The organism is Methylomonas sp. EFPC3, from assembly GCF_029643245.1.
Lineage (GTDB): Bacteria > Pseudomonadota > Gammaproteobacteria > Methylococcales > Methylomonadaceae > Methylomonas > Methylomonas koyamae_B.
In genome coordinates, this window is record NZ_CP116398.1 from 4,195,872 (window position 1) to 4,209,985 (window position 14,114).

The 14,114-nt window shown below is 56.0% G+C and carries 17 protein-coding genes; 10 read left to right on the forward strand and 7 right to left on the reverse strand.

Annotated elements, in window-relative coordinates:
* Positions 1 to 41 precede the first annotated feature (41 nt).
* The gene (locus tag PL263_RS19135) at positions 42 to 1,361 is read left to right on the forward strand and encodes a hypothetical protein (RefSeq protein ID WP_278210875.1); all 1,320 of its coding nucleotides are present in this window, start codon (positions 42 to 44) and stop codon (positions 1,359 to 1,361) included.
* An 18-nt stretch (positions 1,362 to 1,379) separates the two neighbouring features.
* Here PL263_RS19135 and PL263_RS19140 read toward each other — a convergent pair whose 3' ends face one another.
* Complete coding sequence (locus PL263_RS19140) at positions 1,380 to 2,000, reverse strand: NUDIX domain-containing protein (RefSeq protein WP_278210876.1); 621 nt, start codon at positions 1,998 to 2,000, stop codon at positions 1,380 to 1,382.
* Positions 1,997 to 3,106 (reverse strand): PQQ-dependent sugar dehydrogenase, encoded by a 1,110-nt coding sequence (locus tag PL263_RS19145; protein ID WP_278210877.1) that lies wholly within the window; start codon positions 3,104 to 3,106, stop codon positions 1,997 to 1,999. Before PL263_RS19145 ends, PL263_RS19140 begins: the two co-directional genes overlap by 4 nt.
* A gap of 113 nt (positions 3,107 to 3,219) precedes the next feature.
* Between PL263_RS19145 and htpX the strand changes: the two genes are divergently transcribed.
* Together htpX and PL263_RS19155 are read left to right on the forward strand one after the other, a co-directional pair.
* Positions 3,220 to 4,095 (forward strand): protease HtpX, encoded by an 876-nt coding sequence (gene htpX, locus PL263_RS19150; RefSeq protein WP_186289519.1) that lies wholly within the window; start codon positions 3,220 to 3,222, stop codon positions 4,093 to 4,095.
* A 47-nt stretch (positions 4,096 to 4,142) separates the two neighbouring features.
* Positions 4,143 to 4,370, forward strand: coding sequence for a DUF2835 domain-containing protein (locus tag PL263_RS19155; protein ID WP_140911768.1), 228 nt, complete (start codon positions 4,143 to 4,145; stop codon positions 4,368 to 4,370).
* 25 nt (positions 4,371 to 4,395) lie between these two features.
* Here PL263_RS19155 and PL263_RS19160 read toward each other — a convergent pair whose 3' ends face one another.
* The gene (locus PL263_RS19160; RefSeq protein WP_278210878.1) at positions 4,396 to 5,157 is read right to left on the reverse strand and encodes a diguanylate cyclase; all 762 of its coding nucleotides are present in this window, start codon (positions 5,155 to 5,157) and stop codon (positions 4,396 to 4,398) included.
* Positions 5,158 to 5,415: 258 nt separating this feature from the next.
* Positions 5,416 to 6,528 (reverse strand): NADH:flavin oxidoreductase/NADH oxidase, encoded by a 1,113-nt coding sequence (locus PL263_RS19165; protein WP_278210879.1) that lies wholly within the window; start codon positions 6,526 to 6,528, stop codon positions 5,416 to 5,418.
* Between the two features lie 261 nt (positions 6,529 to 6,789).
* Between PL263_RS19165 and PL263_RS19170 the strand changes: the two genes are divergently transcribed.
* The 3 genes from PL263_RS19170 (at position 6,790) to PL263_RS19180 (ending at position 8,516) form a co-directional block, all read left to right on the forward strand.
* Positions 6,790 to 7,470, forward strand: coding sequence for a hypothetical protein (locus PL263_RS19170; protein ID WP_278210880.1), 681 nt, complete (start codon positions 6,790 to 6,792; stop codon positions 7,468 to 7,470).
* Between the two features lie 17 nt (positions 7,471 to 7,487).
* On the forward strand, positions 7,488 to 8,156 hold the full coding sequence (locus PL263_RS19175) for a hypothetical protein (protein WP_278210881.1): 669 nt from the start codon (positions 7,488 to 7,490) through the stop codon (positions 8,154 to 8,156).
* A gap of 210 nt (positions 8,157 to 8,366) precedes the next feature.
* On the forward strand, positions 8,367 to 8,516 hold the full coding sequence (locus PL263_RS19180) for a hypothetical protein (protein WP_186289520.1): 150 nt from the start codon (positions 8,367 to 8,369) through the stop codon (positions 8,514 to 8,516).
* A 58-nt stretch (positions 8,517 to 8,574) separates the two neighbouring features.
* Here the strand turns inward: PL263_RS19180 and PL263_RS19185 are convergent, their stop codons facing one another.
* Entirely contained in the window at positions 8,575 to 9,525 is a 951-nt protein-coding gene (locus tag PL263_RS19185; protein WP_278210882.1) for a hypothetical protein, read from the reverse strand.
* 121 nt (positions 9,526 to 9,646) lie between these two features.
* Positions 9,647 to 10,237: a molybdenum cofactor guanylyltransferase MobA gene (mobA, locus tag PL263_RS19190; protein ID WP_278210883.1), complete on the reverse strand. Its 591-nt coding sequence runs from the start codon at positions 10,235 to 10,237 to the stop codon at positions 9,647 to 9,649.
* 17 nt (positions 10,238 to 10,254) lie between these two features.
* Between mobA and PL263_RS19195 the strand changes: the two genes are divergently transcribed.
* The 4 genes from PL263_RS19195 (at position 10,255) to PL263_RS19210 (ending at position 13,527) form a co-directional block, all read left to right on the forward strand.
* Entirely contained in the window at positions 10,255 to 10,713 is a 459-nt protein-coding gene (locus PL263_RS19195) for a DUF302 domain-containing protein (RefSeq protein WP_278210884.1), read from the forward strand.
* A 28-nt stretch (positions 10,714 to 10,741) separates the two neighbouring features.
* On the forward strand, positions 10,742 to 11,143 hold the full coding sequence (locus PL263_RS19200) for a hypothetical protein (RefSeq protein WP_278210885.1): 402 nt from the start codon (positions 10,742 to 10,744) through the stop codon (positions 11,141 to 11,143).
* A 95-nt stretch (positions 11,144 to 11,238) separates the two neighbouring features.
* A complete protein-coding gene (locus PL263_RS19205; RefSeq protein WP_278210886.1) occupies positions 11,239 to 11,769 on the forward strand; it encodes a hypothetical protein in 531 nt (176 codons plus the stop codon).
* Between the two features lie 6 nt (positions 11,770 to 11,775).
* Positions 11,776 to 13,527, forward strand: coding sequence for an LTA synthase family protein (locus tag PL263_RS19210; protein ID WP_278210887.1), 1,752 nt, complete (start codon positions 11,776 to 11,778; stop codon positions 13,525 to 13,527).
* On the opposite strand, the gene PL263_RS19215 is transcribed toward PL263_RS19210, so the two are convergent.
* A complete protein-coding gene (locus PL263_RS19215) occupies positions 13,490 to 14,110 on the reverse strand; it encodes an alpha-ketoglutarate-dependent dioxygenase AlkB (protein WP_278210888.1) in 621 nt (206 codons plus the stop codon). The two genes, PL263_RS19210 and PL263_RS19215, sit on opposite strands and share 38 nt — an antisense overlap.
* Between the last annotated feature and the right edge of the window lie 4 nt (positions 14,111 to 14,114).

Below are 14,114 nucleotides of genomic sequence, written 5' to 3' on the forward strand. Positions count from 1 at the left end.
CTTGGATCTTTTTATGCTACCCGCGCCGGAGTTTCACACCGATGTCCGTTTTTTCGAAGTTTTCTCCAGAATTTCGCCTGGTTTTGGCAACTGCACTCCTGACCATGCTCGGTGCCTGTTCGTCCCGTCCGTCGCTGCCGGATATGGAAGATCAAACGGCAAAACTGGACCAAATGCTTCGCTCCGGTGCCTACCAACCGGCTGGCAGTTTCGAGCTGGATTCGGCGCACGATCTGTGGGTGCACGACGGCGTCGAGCTGGATGTGGAAATGCTTGCGCCGAAAATGCCGGGCCGTTATCCGCTGGTGATTTATCTGCCCAGTATCGGCGAAGACGCAAGGGCCGGTAAGTTGTGGCGGGAAAATTGGGTCAAGGCCGGCTATGCGGTATTCAGCTTACAGCCGGTGGAAATCGCCCAGGCGTTGAAACAATTGGAAGCCGAGCGTAAGTTCGACCTGCCGGACGAAGATGCCTTCGGCCCGGTCGAGGAACTGGACGCAGAAAGCCCGCCGGCGCGGGAACCCGGCGGCGACTCCTGGTTCGGCGAAAAACGGCCGCGGCAATCGCGTTCCGCGCGCAGCAGCGAATTGCATTACGTCGGCCATCAATATTTTGCGCCGGAGCGTTTAAAGAGCCGGCTCGGGCATTTGTATTGGGCTTATCGGCAACTGAAACTCCGGGCCGAGATGCACGTGCCGGTATTTGCCGCGGCGGATTTTTCCAAAGTGGTTTTGGCCGGTTACGATTTGGGCGGGCAAACCGTTTCCGCTGCCGCCGGAGAAGCGTTCGCAGCCGATATGCCTGACCGCGGCGATTTGCAGCCGCTTGCGGCCATCGTGTTGAGTCCGTCGGTGGATTTGGCCGAAGGCCAAGTGCGCGGCCGGTTTCAAAAGTTATCCTTGCCGATGTTGAGCGTTACCGGTAGCGAAGACAACGATCCGTATGCGATCAGCTCGGCGCCGGTCAGAACCGCTTTGTGGGAATACGCGCCGGCCGGCGGCAAATACTTATTACTGTTGCAGGATGGTGGGCATAAGGTACTGGCGGGGTCGGAACCGGGCGGCCGTTTCGCAGCGGCGGACCGGCGCAGTGACGCGGCGATGGCTGGAGAGCCTCCGATTGGAGGCGGTCGCCGTCGCGGTGGCGCGGGTGGACCGCCGGGCGGCAGCAGTTCCTGGTTCGGCAGTTCCCGCAGTGAAGAAGTCCGGCGGGAGCAGGGCTATAAACACGTTGCCGCCGTCATCGGCACCACAACCGCGTTTTTGGACATGATCGTTAAAAACGATGCGTTCGCCCAGGCGTGGTTGCAGGAAAAATCCAATCCCTGGTTAGGACGCAGCGGTTCGTTAAAGACGCGTTAACCGGCCGCGGCCGGCAAGTTACGCCGGCTGCCCAGCGGTGGTTAGCCAGCGCCCCCGCAGCCGGTCGCGGTGGATATACAGCCACTGGATGGCGATGATCGGAATGCCGGATTCGATTTCGCGGCGTTCCAGCATCGCGAACACTTCGTCGAATTTGATAGCGCTGACCCGGATGTCTTCGTCTTCCTCGTCCAGGCCGTGAATGCCGCCGACATCACTGCTGTCGACCCGGCCGCAATACAGCGTGATCCATTCGGAGGCGCCGCCCGGCGTCGTGAAAAATTGTTGAATCTCGATCAATTCCAGAATTTCGCAGCCGGCTTCTTCCCGCGCTTCGCGGTAAGCGACTTCTTCGGCGGTTTCGCCTTCTTCTATGGCACCGGCCACGATCTCCAACAGCCAGGCCCGTTGCGGCTGCAAGATCGCGCCGACCCGGAATTGCTCGATGATGACGACTTCGTCGCGGTCGGGGTCGTACAGCAGCACCGCCACGCAATTGCCGCGGCGGAATAATTCCCGCGTCAGCGGCTGGCTCCAGCCGCCGTTGAACAGCGTGTGCCGCAGCGTATATTGCTCGAGCCGGAAAAAGCCGTGGTAGACGGTGCGGCAATCCAGTATTTCGAAACGCTTGTCGCTCATCGGCCGTAGGTCACCCGGTAAATCACGCCCAGGCTGTCGTCGCTGATCAGCAAACTGCCGTCCGGCAGTTGCAGCACGTCGTTGGGCCGGCCTAATACCTCGCCCTTCGGCGTCAGCCAGCCGCTGATGAAGGGCTGTTCGTTGTAGGGCTGGCCCTCGCGGAATTTGACGACGTCGACTTGGTAGCCCTGCGGTTGGCTGCGGTTCCACGAGCCGTGTTGTGCCACGATCAGTTGCCGGAAATAGACGTCGGGGAATTGCTTGCCGGTATAAAAGCGCATACCCAGCGGCGCGATGTGAGCCTTGTAGCGCCAGGCCGGCGCCGCATATTTGTAGCATTCTTTGCCGGCGCCGAATTCCGGGTCGGCAACATTGCCGCCATGGCAGTAGGGAAAGCCGAAGTGTTGGTTGGTCGGGGTCCATTCGTTCAGCTCGTCCGGCGGCAGGTCGTCGCCCAGGTGATCGCGACCGTTGTCGTTGAAAAACAAATGGCCGGTCCGGGTTTCCCAATCGAAACCGACCGTATTGCGGATGCCGCGCGCCAATATTTCCAGACCGCTGCCGTCGCGGTTCATCCGCAACAGGGAACCGTAGATCGGTTGCTCCGGATCGCAGACGTTACAAGGCGCACCGACCGCGGTGTACAGTTTGTTATCGGGGCCGACGCGCAAATATTTCCAGCCGTGGTGGCGGTCGGACGGAAATTGGTCGTATACGGTCACCGGTTTCGGCGGATTGGCCAGCCGCATACCGATTTCGTCGAAGCGAATGATGCGTTGGATTTCGGCCACGTACAGCGAGCCGTCTTTGTAAGCGACGCCGTTCGGCAGGTTGAGCTGTTCGGCGATGACGAAGCGCTGGTCGGCTACGCCGTCGCCGTCCTTGTCTTGCACGGCATAGACGTTGCCTTGGCGAGAACCGACGTAGACCACGCCCTTGTCGCCCAATGCCATTTGCCGGGCGTTGGGCAGATTGTCGGCGAAAATCCGGATATTGAACCCCGGCGGCAAGTGCAATTGTTTTAACACCGCCTCGTGTTCCGGGCTGGCGGCCAGGGTCGGCAAGCTGGTAAGCATGAGCAATAGCAGGGACTTTATTCTTTTCATTTTTATCTGCCTCTGAGTAAACTTTGAATGATGTTATCACTCTATAACCTTGAATTTAATCTTTTGGCGCCCCAAATCGCCACCACACCATAACAACACAGGAAAGTTACGCCATGATGAGAATATTGCTGTTTTTGGCTACCAACGTGGCCATCATGATTGCGATCAGCATCATTTTTAACGTTTTAGGCTTGAAAGGCGCGCTGGACGCTCAAGGCGTAAATCTGAATATCGAAGGTTTGCTGGCGACTTCCGCCGTGTTCGGTATGACCGGTTCGGTCATTTCGCTGTTCATGTCGAAATGGTCGGCAAAAAGCGCGATGGGCGTGCATGTGATCGAGCAGCCGCAAAACCAGACCGAACAGTGGTTGGTCAGCGTGGTAGCGCGCCAAGCGCAAATGGCCGGTATCGGCATGCCGGAAGTCGGTATTTTCGACGCGCCGGAAGCCAACGCCTTCGCCACCGGAGCCAATCGCGACAATGCTTTGGTCGCGGTCAGTACCGGTTTGCTCAGGAGCATGAATGCCGACGAAGTCGAAGCGGTGGTCGGCCATGAGATCAGCCACGTCGCCAACGGCGATATGGTGACGATGGCCTTGATGCAGGGCGTAGTCAACACCTTCGTCTATTTCTTCGCCACCATCATCGGTTATGTGGTCGACCGGGCGGTGTTCAAAACCGAACGCGGTTACGGCCCGGCGTACTACATCACCCAAATGGTCGCGCAAATTGCGTTGTCGATTTTGGCTTCGATGCTGGTGATGTGGTTCTCGCGTTACCGCGAATTCCGCGCCGATGCCGGTGGTGCCCAATTGGCCGGCCGGCAGAAAATGATCAGTGCCTTGCGCGCTTTGCAGCGTGCGCACGAACCCGCGCAATTGCCCGGCGAGTTGGCGGCATTCGGTATTAACGGCGGCGGCGTGCAACGCTTGTTCATGAGCCACCCGCCTTTGGAAGAGCGGATCGCCGCATTGCAAAACGCGCGTTAAGCGATTTAAGGGTCGGTCCGGTCGTCGCTTCCGGGCCGGCCTTGTGTATGGTCAACCAATTCATCCGCTTTAGACTCGATCTGAGTTACGACCGGTTTCTGGCTGTTTATCAAGGTCACGCCAAAACCATCAGCGTTCTAGCCGATGACGGCCGGCGCATTCAGTTTCCGGCCGGCAATATTCAACGTTATCTCACCAAAAACGGCATTCAGGGCTATTTCGAAATGGAACTGGGGCCGGCTAACAAATTCGTCGCGCTGCGCCGGCTGGACTAGCTCGGCCTCAATCCCGCAACCCGACTCAAACCTTGGCGGCCTTCGCCCGGTACATGGCTTGGTCGGCCTGTCTGATCAACTCGTCCCAGGATTGTTTGCCGCGGCGGTAAATCGCGGTGCCGATGCTGACATCCAGCGTCAGGTAGCCAATGGCCGAGGCGTAGGGCGCGATCAGGTTTTCGTAGACTTTGTCGATTACCGCGTTTAACTGTTCCGAATTTTCAATGTCGGTCAGCAACACCAAAAACTCATCCCCGCCGTAACGGCAAGCGGTATCGCAATTGCGAATGCAGGTTTGCAGCCGGTTGGCGACCTCGCTCAATAGACGGTCGCCGGCGGCGTGGCCTAAGGTGTCGTTAACGGCCTTGAAATCGTCCAGATCGATGAACAGCAACGCGAGTTGCGATTGTTGACGGTTTGTCCGAGCCATCGCTTGCTGCAGCCTGTCTTGCAGCAATGTCCGGTTTGCCAGGCCGGTCAGTGCGTCGTGATGGGCCGCATGTAAGGCCTGGTGGTAATGTTCACCGGCTTCTTGCAATTGTTGGCTGAGTTCGGCTCGGTCGGCATTCAACGCTTCGATTTGCCGTTTCGCGTCGGCCAGTTGGCGTTGGCTCAAAGCCAGGGCTTTCTGCAATTCGGCGATTTCCGCGAAGTTTTGGTTCAGCGGTTCGCATTTGCCGGGAGCTGTGCCGCACGAGGTTGGCTTCAGCCATTGCGAGGCCGCAATATTGTCGGAACAGGAAAATGCTGGAATCGGGTTCAAAAAAAGATTGGGTTCGTTTTTCATGGTCAGCTCTGTCGGTAAAGGGATTGTGTAGGCCGTTTTCCGGCGACTTTTTTACCGTATCGATCAAGAGCCGTGCCATTGCGGATTTAATCGAATCAAGATGCTGCAATTCATTGAAATGAAATTGTTTTTATTGTAAGGCCTGGCGGGAGCACTGCTCCGGCAACCCTAGGATTGGCGCAACGGAGACGAAATATCGCTAAGCGCACGATATTTCGTATTTTTAACGCGGTCTAGTGCTTGGCCTTGACGGGCAAGTCAGCGTTGGCGAAACCGGATGTCGCCGAACAGTTCCTTCAATTCTCTCGGTTGGCAGCGCCAATATTGCCGTGGAGCGTCAACCTGTGCGCCGAGTTTCGCCGCGGCATGCCAGGGCCAGCGCGGATCGTACAGAATGCCGCGAGCGATCGCGACCAAGTCGGCCCGGCCTTCGGCAATTATGGCTTCGGCCGCTTCCGCTTCGGTAATCAAACCCACTGCAATCGTCGGCAACCCGCAACCGGCACGAATCGCTTCTGCCAACGGCACTTGGTAGTTGGGGCCTAACGGGATTTTCTGTTGCGGCGACAGGCCGCCGCTGGAGACGTGAATGAAGGCGCAACCGCGCGCTTTCAATTGGTTGGCAAACACGATGCTTTGCTCGACATCCCAGCCGCCGGCCACCCAATCGGTTGCCGAAATCCTGACTCCGATCGGTATTCGCTCGGAAACCGCGCTGCGCATCGCCGCAAATACTTCCAGCGGAAAGCGCATCCGGTTTTCCAGCGAACCGCCAAATTCGTCATCCCGCAGGTTGGCCAGCGGCGACAAAAACTGGTGTAACAGATAGCCGTGTGCGGCGTGGATTTCGATCGCGTCGACGCCGATCTGTTGCGCCCGTTGTGCCGCCGATACGAAAGCCTGCTCGATTTGCACCATGTCGAGCTGGCTCAGTTCTTGAGGTGGCATATCCTCGGGCATGAAAGCCAGCGGAGACGGGGCGACGGGCTGCCAGCCGCCGTCGTTTGCGCCCAACGGATGGCCGCCGTCCCATGGTGGCGCGGTAGAGGCTTTGCGGCCGGCGTGGGCGATTTGAATCGCAATCGGCATCGGCGAATAGCGCCGAATCGAATCCAGGATTTTACCCAAGGCCGCCGCGCAGGCGTCGGACCAAAGGCCGAGGTCGGCCGGCGAGATGCGGCCGCGGGCTTCGACTGCGGTGGCTTCGATGATCAGCAGCCCGGCGCCGGACAGTGCCAGATTGCCGAGATGGATCTGGTGCCAATCGGAGGCTATGCCGTCGACGGCCGAATATTGGCACATGGGGGCGATCACAATCCGGTTGGGTAAGGTAATCGGGCCTAAACAAAACGCTGTGAATAGTTGGCTCATGGCGTACGTCGGGAAAGTCTTGGTCGGTGAGGCGTGAGTCTATGGGCTGGCGGAGGGATTGGCAATATTGCCTGGCAGTACTGCCACACCTGTCATTCCGCTGCCAGTGCTGTCATTCCGGCATATTGAAAAAATTGATTGTGAACGGAGTCAAATAATTGATTCTAAAAATTTTATAGATATTGGCACAAGGCATGCTTTGTATAGGGTTAAGGAATTCGTTCCGTACTATCCAACGTTATATTACTGATGCAAAGAAGGATGAAAAAAGTGGACAAATATTTGCCTGGATTACGCTTAGTCTTAATCGCCCTATCCCTAACCTTGTTTGCGGAACATGCTGTCTCCGCGACATTAATCGACGACTTTTCCGATTTTCAAGCAGTCGATAACGGTAGCGACGGTCCGGTGGCCATCGTCGGTTCCGGCTTGAATGGTATTACCCGCACGCTGACCGCGACCCCGTTTTCGAATGGCGATACCTCCGAGGTGGTGGTTGAAGCGGGTTTGCTGACCGTCAGCAACGGTCCGAGCGGTGGTATTGCCAGCGTTTTCTATAGCTTCGACACGATCGATCTGGCCTCATTGGCGGGTGCATTTACGTTTGCTACCGAATTTATGGATTTGAGCCACCAAGTGCAGTTGATTGCCAATGGCAGCTCGATTTTCGGCTTTACCGATTTGGGGCTGGGCCAGCATGTCATCGCCTTTACCCAGTTTTCCGATCCAGGCGTGTTTTCCAATTTGAATAGCCTAGAACTCAAATTTCAAGGAAGAGACGCTTGGGATGCGCAATTCAAGCTGTTAGCAACTTCTAACAACACGGTACCCGAGCCGCCGGTAGTCGCTCTGTTAGCGATCGGATTGCTGGCGACCAGCTTCAGATCGCCGAAAAAAAATGTTGCTCTTCAAGCTGTGAAGCGCGAATCCATTTCCGTTTAACGTCAGGACTATTCCCCATGTTTATAAAAGCCTTGAAATCCAGTTTGTCGGCCTTGTCGCTGCTCTGCACCCTGTTTATCACGCCTTATGCTGATGCCAGCGTTTTGACGATCGATAATTTTAGCCACGCCCAGACGGCGATTGACCGAGGCAATTCGGTCGGTAGTCCGACTACCGTCAATCAATTGACCGGTACCGATTTGACCAATGCCTCGCGTACCTTTATTGCCGTAGCCAGCGGTACGACGTATGCCAATAAGGAAGAAATCGTTTCCGGCGGGAATGTATTGAAAATCGTCAACGGTGGTACTTCGGCCGGCACGGCGTCTATCATTTGGAATTTCGATCCGATCAACTTTAAGGCTTATGGCAACGCGATTTTGTTGGAGATATTGAGCATTGATTTGGGCGTGAAAGTTGAAATGGTCGCGAACGGAACTTCGACTAGCGGTGTGCAAAGTTTCAGCGGTCCAGGAAATTTTTGGCTCGGGTTCGACGCATTCAGCAATCCCGCCGTGTTTTCCAGCGTCAATAGTTTTCGCCTGAACTTTTCCGGCCCGGCGGCTTGGGACGGACAATTCCGGGTGTTGGCGACCACTACTCCGGTGCCCGTGCCTGCGGCATTCGTGTTGATGGGTAGCGTACTGTTGGGCGGACTCGGCATCCGGCGTCGACCAGGCCGCTAATTTCAGCCCCCTAAAAACCAGGCGCTGGGTTACAGGCCTGGTTTTTTGTTGTCTGAAGAATCACGTCGCTGCCTTTGTAATTTTCACTACTGGGGGTGGAGCGCAGGCATTTTAGGTTTGGCATTGGACAAGCCTGTTTTGCGCGGTAATTTCTTCAGTTAGCAAGGCTTTGCCTTGCTATAAAAATAACCGATTGCAGGGGAGAAACTTATGGGACCGTATTACCGCGCAACATCGCAAACCACAGGAGCATTTTTCGACACGTTTTACCAACACCCGATTTTGATGTTGTTTCTGGTCGCCGGTGTGGTTGGCTTAGGTGTCTGGTTTTGGCGAAAATCCGGCAAGCCGTCCGCCTAGCATGGTGTTGCCGGCGGGTGAGTAATGTGCGAACGCTTTATCGCCGGATCGAGGGTTGCTATTTAGACGGTTTCCGTTGGCTGTTGCGCCAAAAGTAAAACAAAGCCAGCGCGGTGGCGAGAGCTAACGCTGACAGCATGAATCTCGGCTCGGCTACCTGCAGAGAACGGTTGTCATCTTTGAATTTAAATTTGGTCAACACCCCTAAAGCCGGGTCGCTGATATCGATAGAGATGGATTTTGCCGGCAGGTTGAGTAACTGAAGCTCGCTACCGTCGAAAGGTTTGTTGTTACGGGTATCGGTACTGACCATGCCCGGATACAGCGGAGTTTGCGCCAATTGCGCGACACTGAGTTTGCCGGCAATTTCTTGTTCCAGTTCTTTGCTGGTTTTACCGTCGGTTTTGATTCGGATCGGAGTTTGACCGTCGATGGCAATTGCGATTTCGCCCTGAGAAGCCGAATGCGCTTTTTTGGCGGTGAAGTCGTCCAAATATTCCACGTCGGCGGTATACACCAAATCAATCGCCACCTGCACACCCTCGCTGTTGAAACTTTTATCGGACAAGTCGTACTTAAGTGATTGATTGGAATAGTCGCGAATCGTGACGTTGGTTACCGAATATCCGGCTTTGTTGGTAATCACCAGTTCTGGCTGTTCCTTGGGTTGGGCCACGGTGACCCCGCGCCAGTTAGGGTCGAGTTGGACCATGCCGTCCTTCATTGCGGTCCACAGCTTTTTGGCTATATAAGCCTCTGGTTTGTCGTGGTCCAATTTTGACGAGTTCAAAAAACTTAAACCGGTGGACCGGTAGGTTTCGCCGTCGTCGATACGCCACTCCACGGTATAGGAGAACAAAGAGTCGCTGGCCCGGCGCGGAAGCCCTGTGTGGATGCGCAGCTGGTCCTGAGCCGCCGCCGTGTTTGCCGCGATGGCGGGTTGGAATTGAACCATGAAAACCGGTAATAGCAGGGCGGGCATGAATTTACGGATCGGTGTGGGCTTCATTTCAATTCCAGGCAATGGCCGTTAAATAATTCAACGTTAGCACAAGCGGCCGGAAAAGACATACTGCACTGTATGTGGGGTAATCCGCGCGGCGCTTCCCCTGAAATTGGTGATGGTCGAGTTAGCCGCGCGATTGCAGGGCTTGCAATTCGACCGGGGTGTTGATGTTGGCAAAAATCTCGGGTGTAGCGCTGAAATCGACTTCCATCAGCGGGTGTTGCCGAAACCAAGTCTGCAATCTACGCTCGCCGCGCAGTAAGTAGTCCTTTAAATCGTCGCGTAAATGGGTCTGAATGGCCGCGAACACCGGATGTAAACGCTCGCCGTCGAAAGCTACCGCAATGTCGGCGCTACTGCCGTGTAAGGCCCGCAGCAGCTTTTGCAAATGTTCGGTGCGGACGAAAGGCGAATCGCACGGTGCGGTCAGTAATATGCCCGCCGGTGCGGTTTGCAATGCGGCGAGAATACCGGCCAACGGGCCGTCGAAGTTGGCGCTGGCGTCGCTGATCACCGGGTAGCCGAAGCCGCGGTATAGCTCCTGGTTACGGTTGGCGCTGATCACCAACGTGTCGGTAAGCGGCGCTAACGCCGCCAGCGCATAGCTGACCAAGGGCCGGTTGTCGAACAAAATCAGTCCCTTGTCTTGCTGCTGCATCCGTCGCGCCAAACCGCCGGCCAGCACCACGCCGCTCACTTTGTTTTGCCCGTTCATGATGGTAAGCTTTGCCGATGTTTAACAGAGCCGTCATTTTCGCAAGCTTGCCGCTGATTGCAAGCTGCGCCGGTCCCGCACTGCACACCGAGACGGTGACGTATTACCAGGTCGAGACCAACAAACCGTATGACGAGGTTCTGGCCGAATTGCAGGTGGCGATTGCCGAGCACAATTTTCGGATCACCGGCCATAGCCGGGTCGGCAAGGTGATTCGAGAACGTGGCGCGGAGAATTTTCCCGAATACGACACGCTACAATTTTGCAATTTGACCTTGGCGAAAACGGTACTGGACATCACGCCGCACGCCATCGCTTACATGCCCTGTAATGTCGTCACCTATCAGTTCGAGGGTAAAACCATCGTGCGTACCCATTTGTTGCCGGACGATACCGGCAATCCGGCACTGAACAAATTTGCCGGCGAAATGAACCCGCAATTGAAGCAAATTGTCGATTTCGCCGCCGAACAGTAACTTTTAACTACTATAAACAGCCAGCACCATGAAAAACTTTTTGATCCCGATGCTCAGCGTTTTGGTTTTGCTTAGCGGTTGCGCCGTCACCGAACAGAGCGCCAAACCGGATGCCGAAGCTGCCGCGGCCGAGCCGGCGCCAATTGTCAACGATTACCCGACTCGCGACCGAGTCGATTACGTTTTGGAATGCGTCGCCAAACACGGCGGCTTGACCTACATCAGCCAATACGCCTGCGGCTGCAAGATCGACAAGATCGCCGAGAAATTGAGTTTTGCCGAATACGAAGCGGCCAGAACCTTCAGCCAGATGCAGAAAACCGCCGGAGAAGCCGGCGCCGCGTTCCGCGACCCCAAGCAATCCAAGGATTTGCGCACCCGCTTGAAGGAAGCCGAAGCCGAAGCCGAGAAAGCCTGTTTCGTCAAATAAACGGCTCCGCCACTCCAGGGCTCTAGCGTCGCTAAAGCCCTTTATGATTTGCACATTTTTATCTTGCCTTTTTCGGCATGTCGGGCCTGTCGATCATGTTCAATACCTCCGCGATCCAATATCCTAAATTCAAATTGGCGATTCTGGCATTGCTGGCGCTGAATGCCGTCATCTACGGTTTTACCGATACGCTGACCAGTTTTACCGACGCCTTGGTCTGGCTGGTGTTACTGGTGATTTACGAACTGGAAGCGAACAAGGTCGAGTTGCCGCTGGGGGAAACAGCCATGCGCCGTTTACGCAGCGGTTTGATCGCGGTGATCGGGTTGGTTTTCGGTAGCTATTGGCGCGACAACGAATGGCTGGATATCGCCAATTCCGCGCTTTGGTTTGGATTGATTGCGATCTTGGAAACCGAAGTCCGCTGGCCGGACTACGTACGCAGCCACGAGCGGCTGTTTTGGCTGGCGACGATTGTGACTTTTGCCGGTCTGCTGGCGATGGCCGGGATCTGGTTGGCGCGCGGCGCCTGGTTGGACGGCTACGATGCGTTGTTATGGATTGTCGCGTTCGGTTTCATCGAAGTCGATATTTTTTATCTGTTAAAACCCAAGCACGCGGTATAGCCCGGCATGGTCACGCGCTTGGGTGTATTTGCCTTCCTATTGGCGCCGTTGCTACTGAAAGGCCTGTTCGTCGATCATTTTATCTACGAATACACCGGCACCCGTTTCCTGGGATGGGCTCGGGTATTGGCTAACGACGCGGTGGTCTATGCGGTATTGCTGTTGCTGCTGTACCTGTCGTGCTGGCCAGGTATTTGGCGTGTCGTTTCGGCACTGTTGCGCCTGCTGGCATTAGTCCTGTTTGCGATTTACTGGATCGATTATTTGGTCATCGCCAATTTCGACACCCATCTGGCACTCGGCGATGCGATCAAATACGCCGGCTATTCGCATAAGTACATTCAGCAAATTTACGGACTACCGGATTGGGCCTTGTGGGGAATCTTGCTGATACTGTTGGCTGCGATTGCCGCGTTGGTCTCGGTGCCGTACCGCCTTCCCACCGAACGCAACCGCAAACTGCCGTTGTTTGCTATCGCCGGGCTGCCGTTAATTTCCGGTTTCACTGACAACGACGTTTACGCCCACGCCTGGATTTATAAAAACGTTTTCGATTACAACCTGACCATACGTTCCGAGGCTGAGCCTTACAGCGCCGAGTTTATCCGCGGCTTTCGCTACGACGAAGCGCAAACTTGCCACGCCGAGCCGGCGCAAAGCAAAAACATCGTGATACTGATGGTGGAATCGCTGTCCGCCTACCAAAGTCGTTACTTTTCCGGGATTCGCGATTGGACGCCGCAACTCGATGCCATTGCGGCAAACCATCTGGCGTTTCGTAACTTCTATGCAAACGGGTTCATCACCGAAGACGGCGAAATCGCTTTGCTGACCGGCTTGCCGCCGATCTATTCGCCGTCCAGCTATTCCGACGGCGGTAGCGCGTCTTTTGCCGGGTTTTACGCTGTCGAACAATCGTTGCCGCATCGGCTGAAAGCGCGCGGCTACCGCAGCGAATTTCTGACCAGCGCCGATCTCGAATTCGGCAATACCGGAGTCTGGGCCAACAGCATCGGCTTCGATTATGTCGAGGGCCACGACCATCCCGATTATGCGGGTTGGGAACGGTTTCATTTTCGCGCCGCGCCCGACACAGCTCTTTACCTGCGGGCGCTGGATAGAATCGCCAAAGCTGGACCACAACCGCTGCTGTTGTTCATCAAAACCGTCAGCACCCACCATCCTTATCTCGATCCGGAAACCAAACAAAAATCGGAAGAGGCCGCGTTTCGTTATGCCGACAAACAATTGGGCCATTTTTACCGGCAATTGCAGGACGCCGGATTTTTTCGCAACGGCATACTGCTGATCGTCGGCGACCACCATTCGATGACGCCATTGAAGCAGGAAGAAGCCGCGCACTTCGGCCATTACAAAGCCTCGGCCAAAGTGCCGCTGCTGGTGGTGTCCGCTAGCGGGCACGCAGACGAGGACCGGCAATTTCAACAGACCGACGTGTTCAATACCTTGCAAGGCATGGTTGACGGCAGCCAATGCAGTAGTGCTTGGCAAGGCGTGTTGTGGGGCGAGCATGCTGCGCCGCCGCGCTTTATCGCCCACCGCCGCGGCGACAATCGCGATAAGGTCAGCGTATTCAGCGACGACGGCGACTATCTGGTGAAACTGGACGGCGATACTACCCGACTTGGTAACGCAGCGGCTGAGCCGGCGTTGAGCCGCATGCTGGTCGACAAGATCAATGCCTTGCGCATCGCCCGGCTCAATTGGCTGGCAAAATCCGCCGAAACGTCAAATTGATCCGTGCTTGTTTGATTTGCCGGGTTTTCGGCAGTTCGTGGCGCCAATGGTGTTGCAGCGCGCCGGCCATCACCAGCAAATCGCCGTGGGCCAATTCGATATCCAGTCGCTGTTTGCTGCGGTTGTGACGCAGGCGGAACAGACGGCTGTCGCCGAGGCTAAGCGATGCGATCAACGGATTGGCGCCCAGTTCCGGCTCGTTATCGGCGTGGCAGCCCATCGAATCGCGGCCGTCGCGGTATAAATTGGCCAGCACGCTATTGAAGCGATGCCGGCAAATCGATTCCAGGTCGGCTTTTATCGCCAATAAAGCTCCGTTCCAAGGCAGCGGAGCGTGGTCGACGCCGGAATAGCGGTAATGGGCGTCCGGATCGCCGTACCAAGCCATCAGCCGCGGCACTGTCAGCAAGCGGCCGAAGATTTGGATTTGCTCGGTTTGCCATGCCAGGCCGTGCAGTAGGTCTTGAAAATAACGGTCGGCGGTATTGCTCGGGTAAAACCCGTGCAGCAAATACAGTTCGCCGTCGCACGGCGCCAGATTTTCGGTGTTGGCCGGCATTGCGGCGGCGCTGTCGCTAATCATGCAC

Excerpts from the sequence above, each read along its gene's own strand:
- PL263_RS19205 (WP_278210886.1), top strand. The coding sequence starts at position 11,239 with ATGTTCAATACCTCCGCGATCCAATATCCTAAATTCAAATTGGCGATT.
- PL263_RS19145 (WP_278210877.1), bottom strand. The coding sequence starts at position 3,106 with ATGAAAAGAATAAAGTCCCTGCTATTGCTCATGCTTACCAGCTTGCCG.
- PL263_RS19175 (WP_278210881.1), top strand. The coding sequence starts at position 7,488 with ATGTTTATAAAAGCCTTGAAATCCAGTTTGTCGGCCTTGTCGCTGCTC.
- PL263_RS19195 (WP_278210884.1), top strand. The coding sequence starts at position 10,255 with ATGTTTAACAGAGCCGTCATTTTCGCAAGCTTGCCGCTGATTGCAAGC.
- PL263_RS19140 (WP_278210876.1), bottom strand. The coding sequence starts at position 2,000 with ATGAGCGACAAGCGTTTCGAAATACTGGATTGCCGCACCGTCTACCAC.
- mobA (WP_278210883.1), bottom strand. The coding sequence starts at position 10,237 with ATGAACGGGCAAAACAAAGTGAGCGGCGTGGTGCTGGCCGGCGGTTTG.
- PL263_RS19210 (WP_278210887.1), top strand. The coding sequence starts at position 11,776 with ATGGTCACGCGCTTGGGTGTATTTGCCTTCCTATTGGCGCCGTTGCTA.
- PL263_RS19215 (WP_278210888.1), bottom strand. The coding sequence starts at position 14,110 with ATGATTAGCGACAGCGCCGCCGCAATGCCGGCCAACACCGAAAATCTG.
- htpX (WP_186289519.1), top strand. The coding sequence starts at position 3,220 with ATGATGAGAATATTGCTGTTTTTGGCTACCAACGTGGCCATCATGATT.
- PL263_RS19185 (WP_278210882.1), bottom strand. The coding sequence starts at position 9,525 with ATGAAGCCCACACCGATCCGTAAATTCATGCCCGCCCTGCTATTACCG.
- PL263_RS19165 (WP_278210879.1), bottom strand. The coding sequence starts at position 6,528 with ATGAGCCAACTATTCACAGCGTTTTGTTTAGGCCCGATTACCTTACCC.
- PL263_RS19135 (WP_278210875.1), top strand. The coding sequence starts at position 42 with ATGTCCGTTTTTTCGAAGTTTTCTCCAGAATTTCGCCTGGTTTTGGCA.
- PL263_RS19160 (WP_278210878.1), bottom strand. The coding sequence starts at position 5,157 with ATGAAAAACGAACCCAATCTTTTTTTGAACCCGATTCCAGCATTTTCC.
- PL263_RS19180 (WP_186289520.1), top strand. The coding sequence starts at position 8,367 with ATGGGACCGTATTACCGCGCAACATCGCAAACCACAGGAGCATTTTTC.
- PL263_RS19155 (WP_140911768.1), top strand. The coding sequence starts at position 4,143 with ATGGTCAACCAATTCATCCGCTTTAGACTCGATCTGAGTTACGACCGG.
- PL263_RS19170 (WP_278210880.1), top strand. The coding sequence starts at position 6,790 with ATGAAAAAAGTGGACAAATATTTGCCTGGATTACGCTTAGTCTTAATC.
- PL263_RS19200 (WP_278210885.1), top strand. The coding sequence starts at position 10,742 with ATGAAAAACTTTTTGATCCCGATGCTCAGCGTTTTGGTTTTGCTTAGC.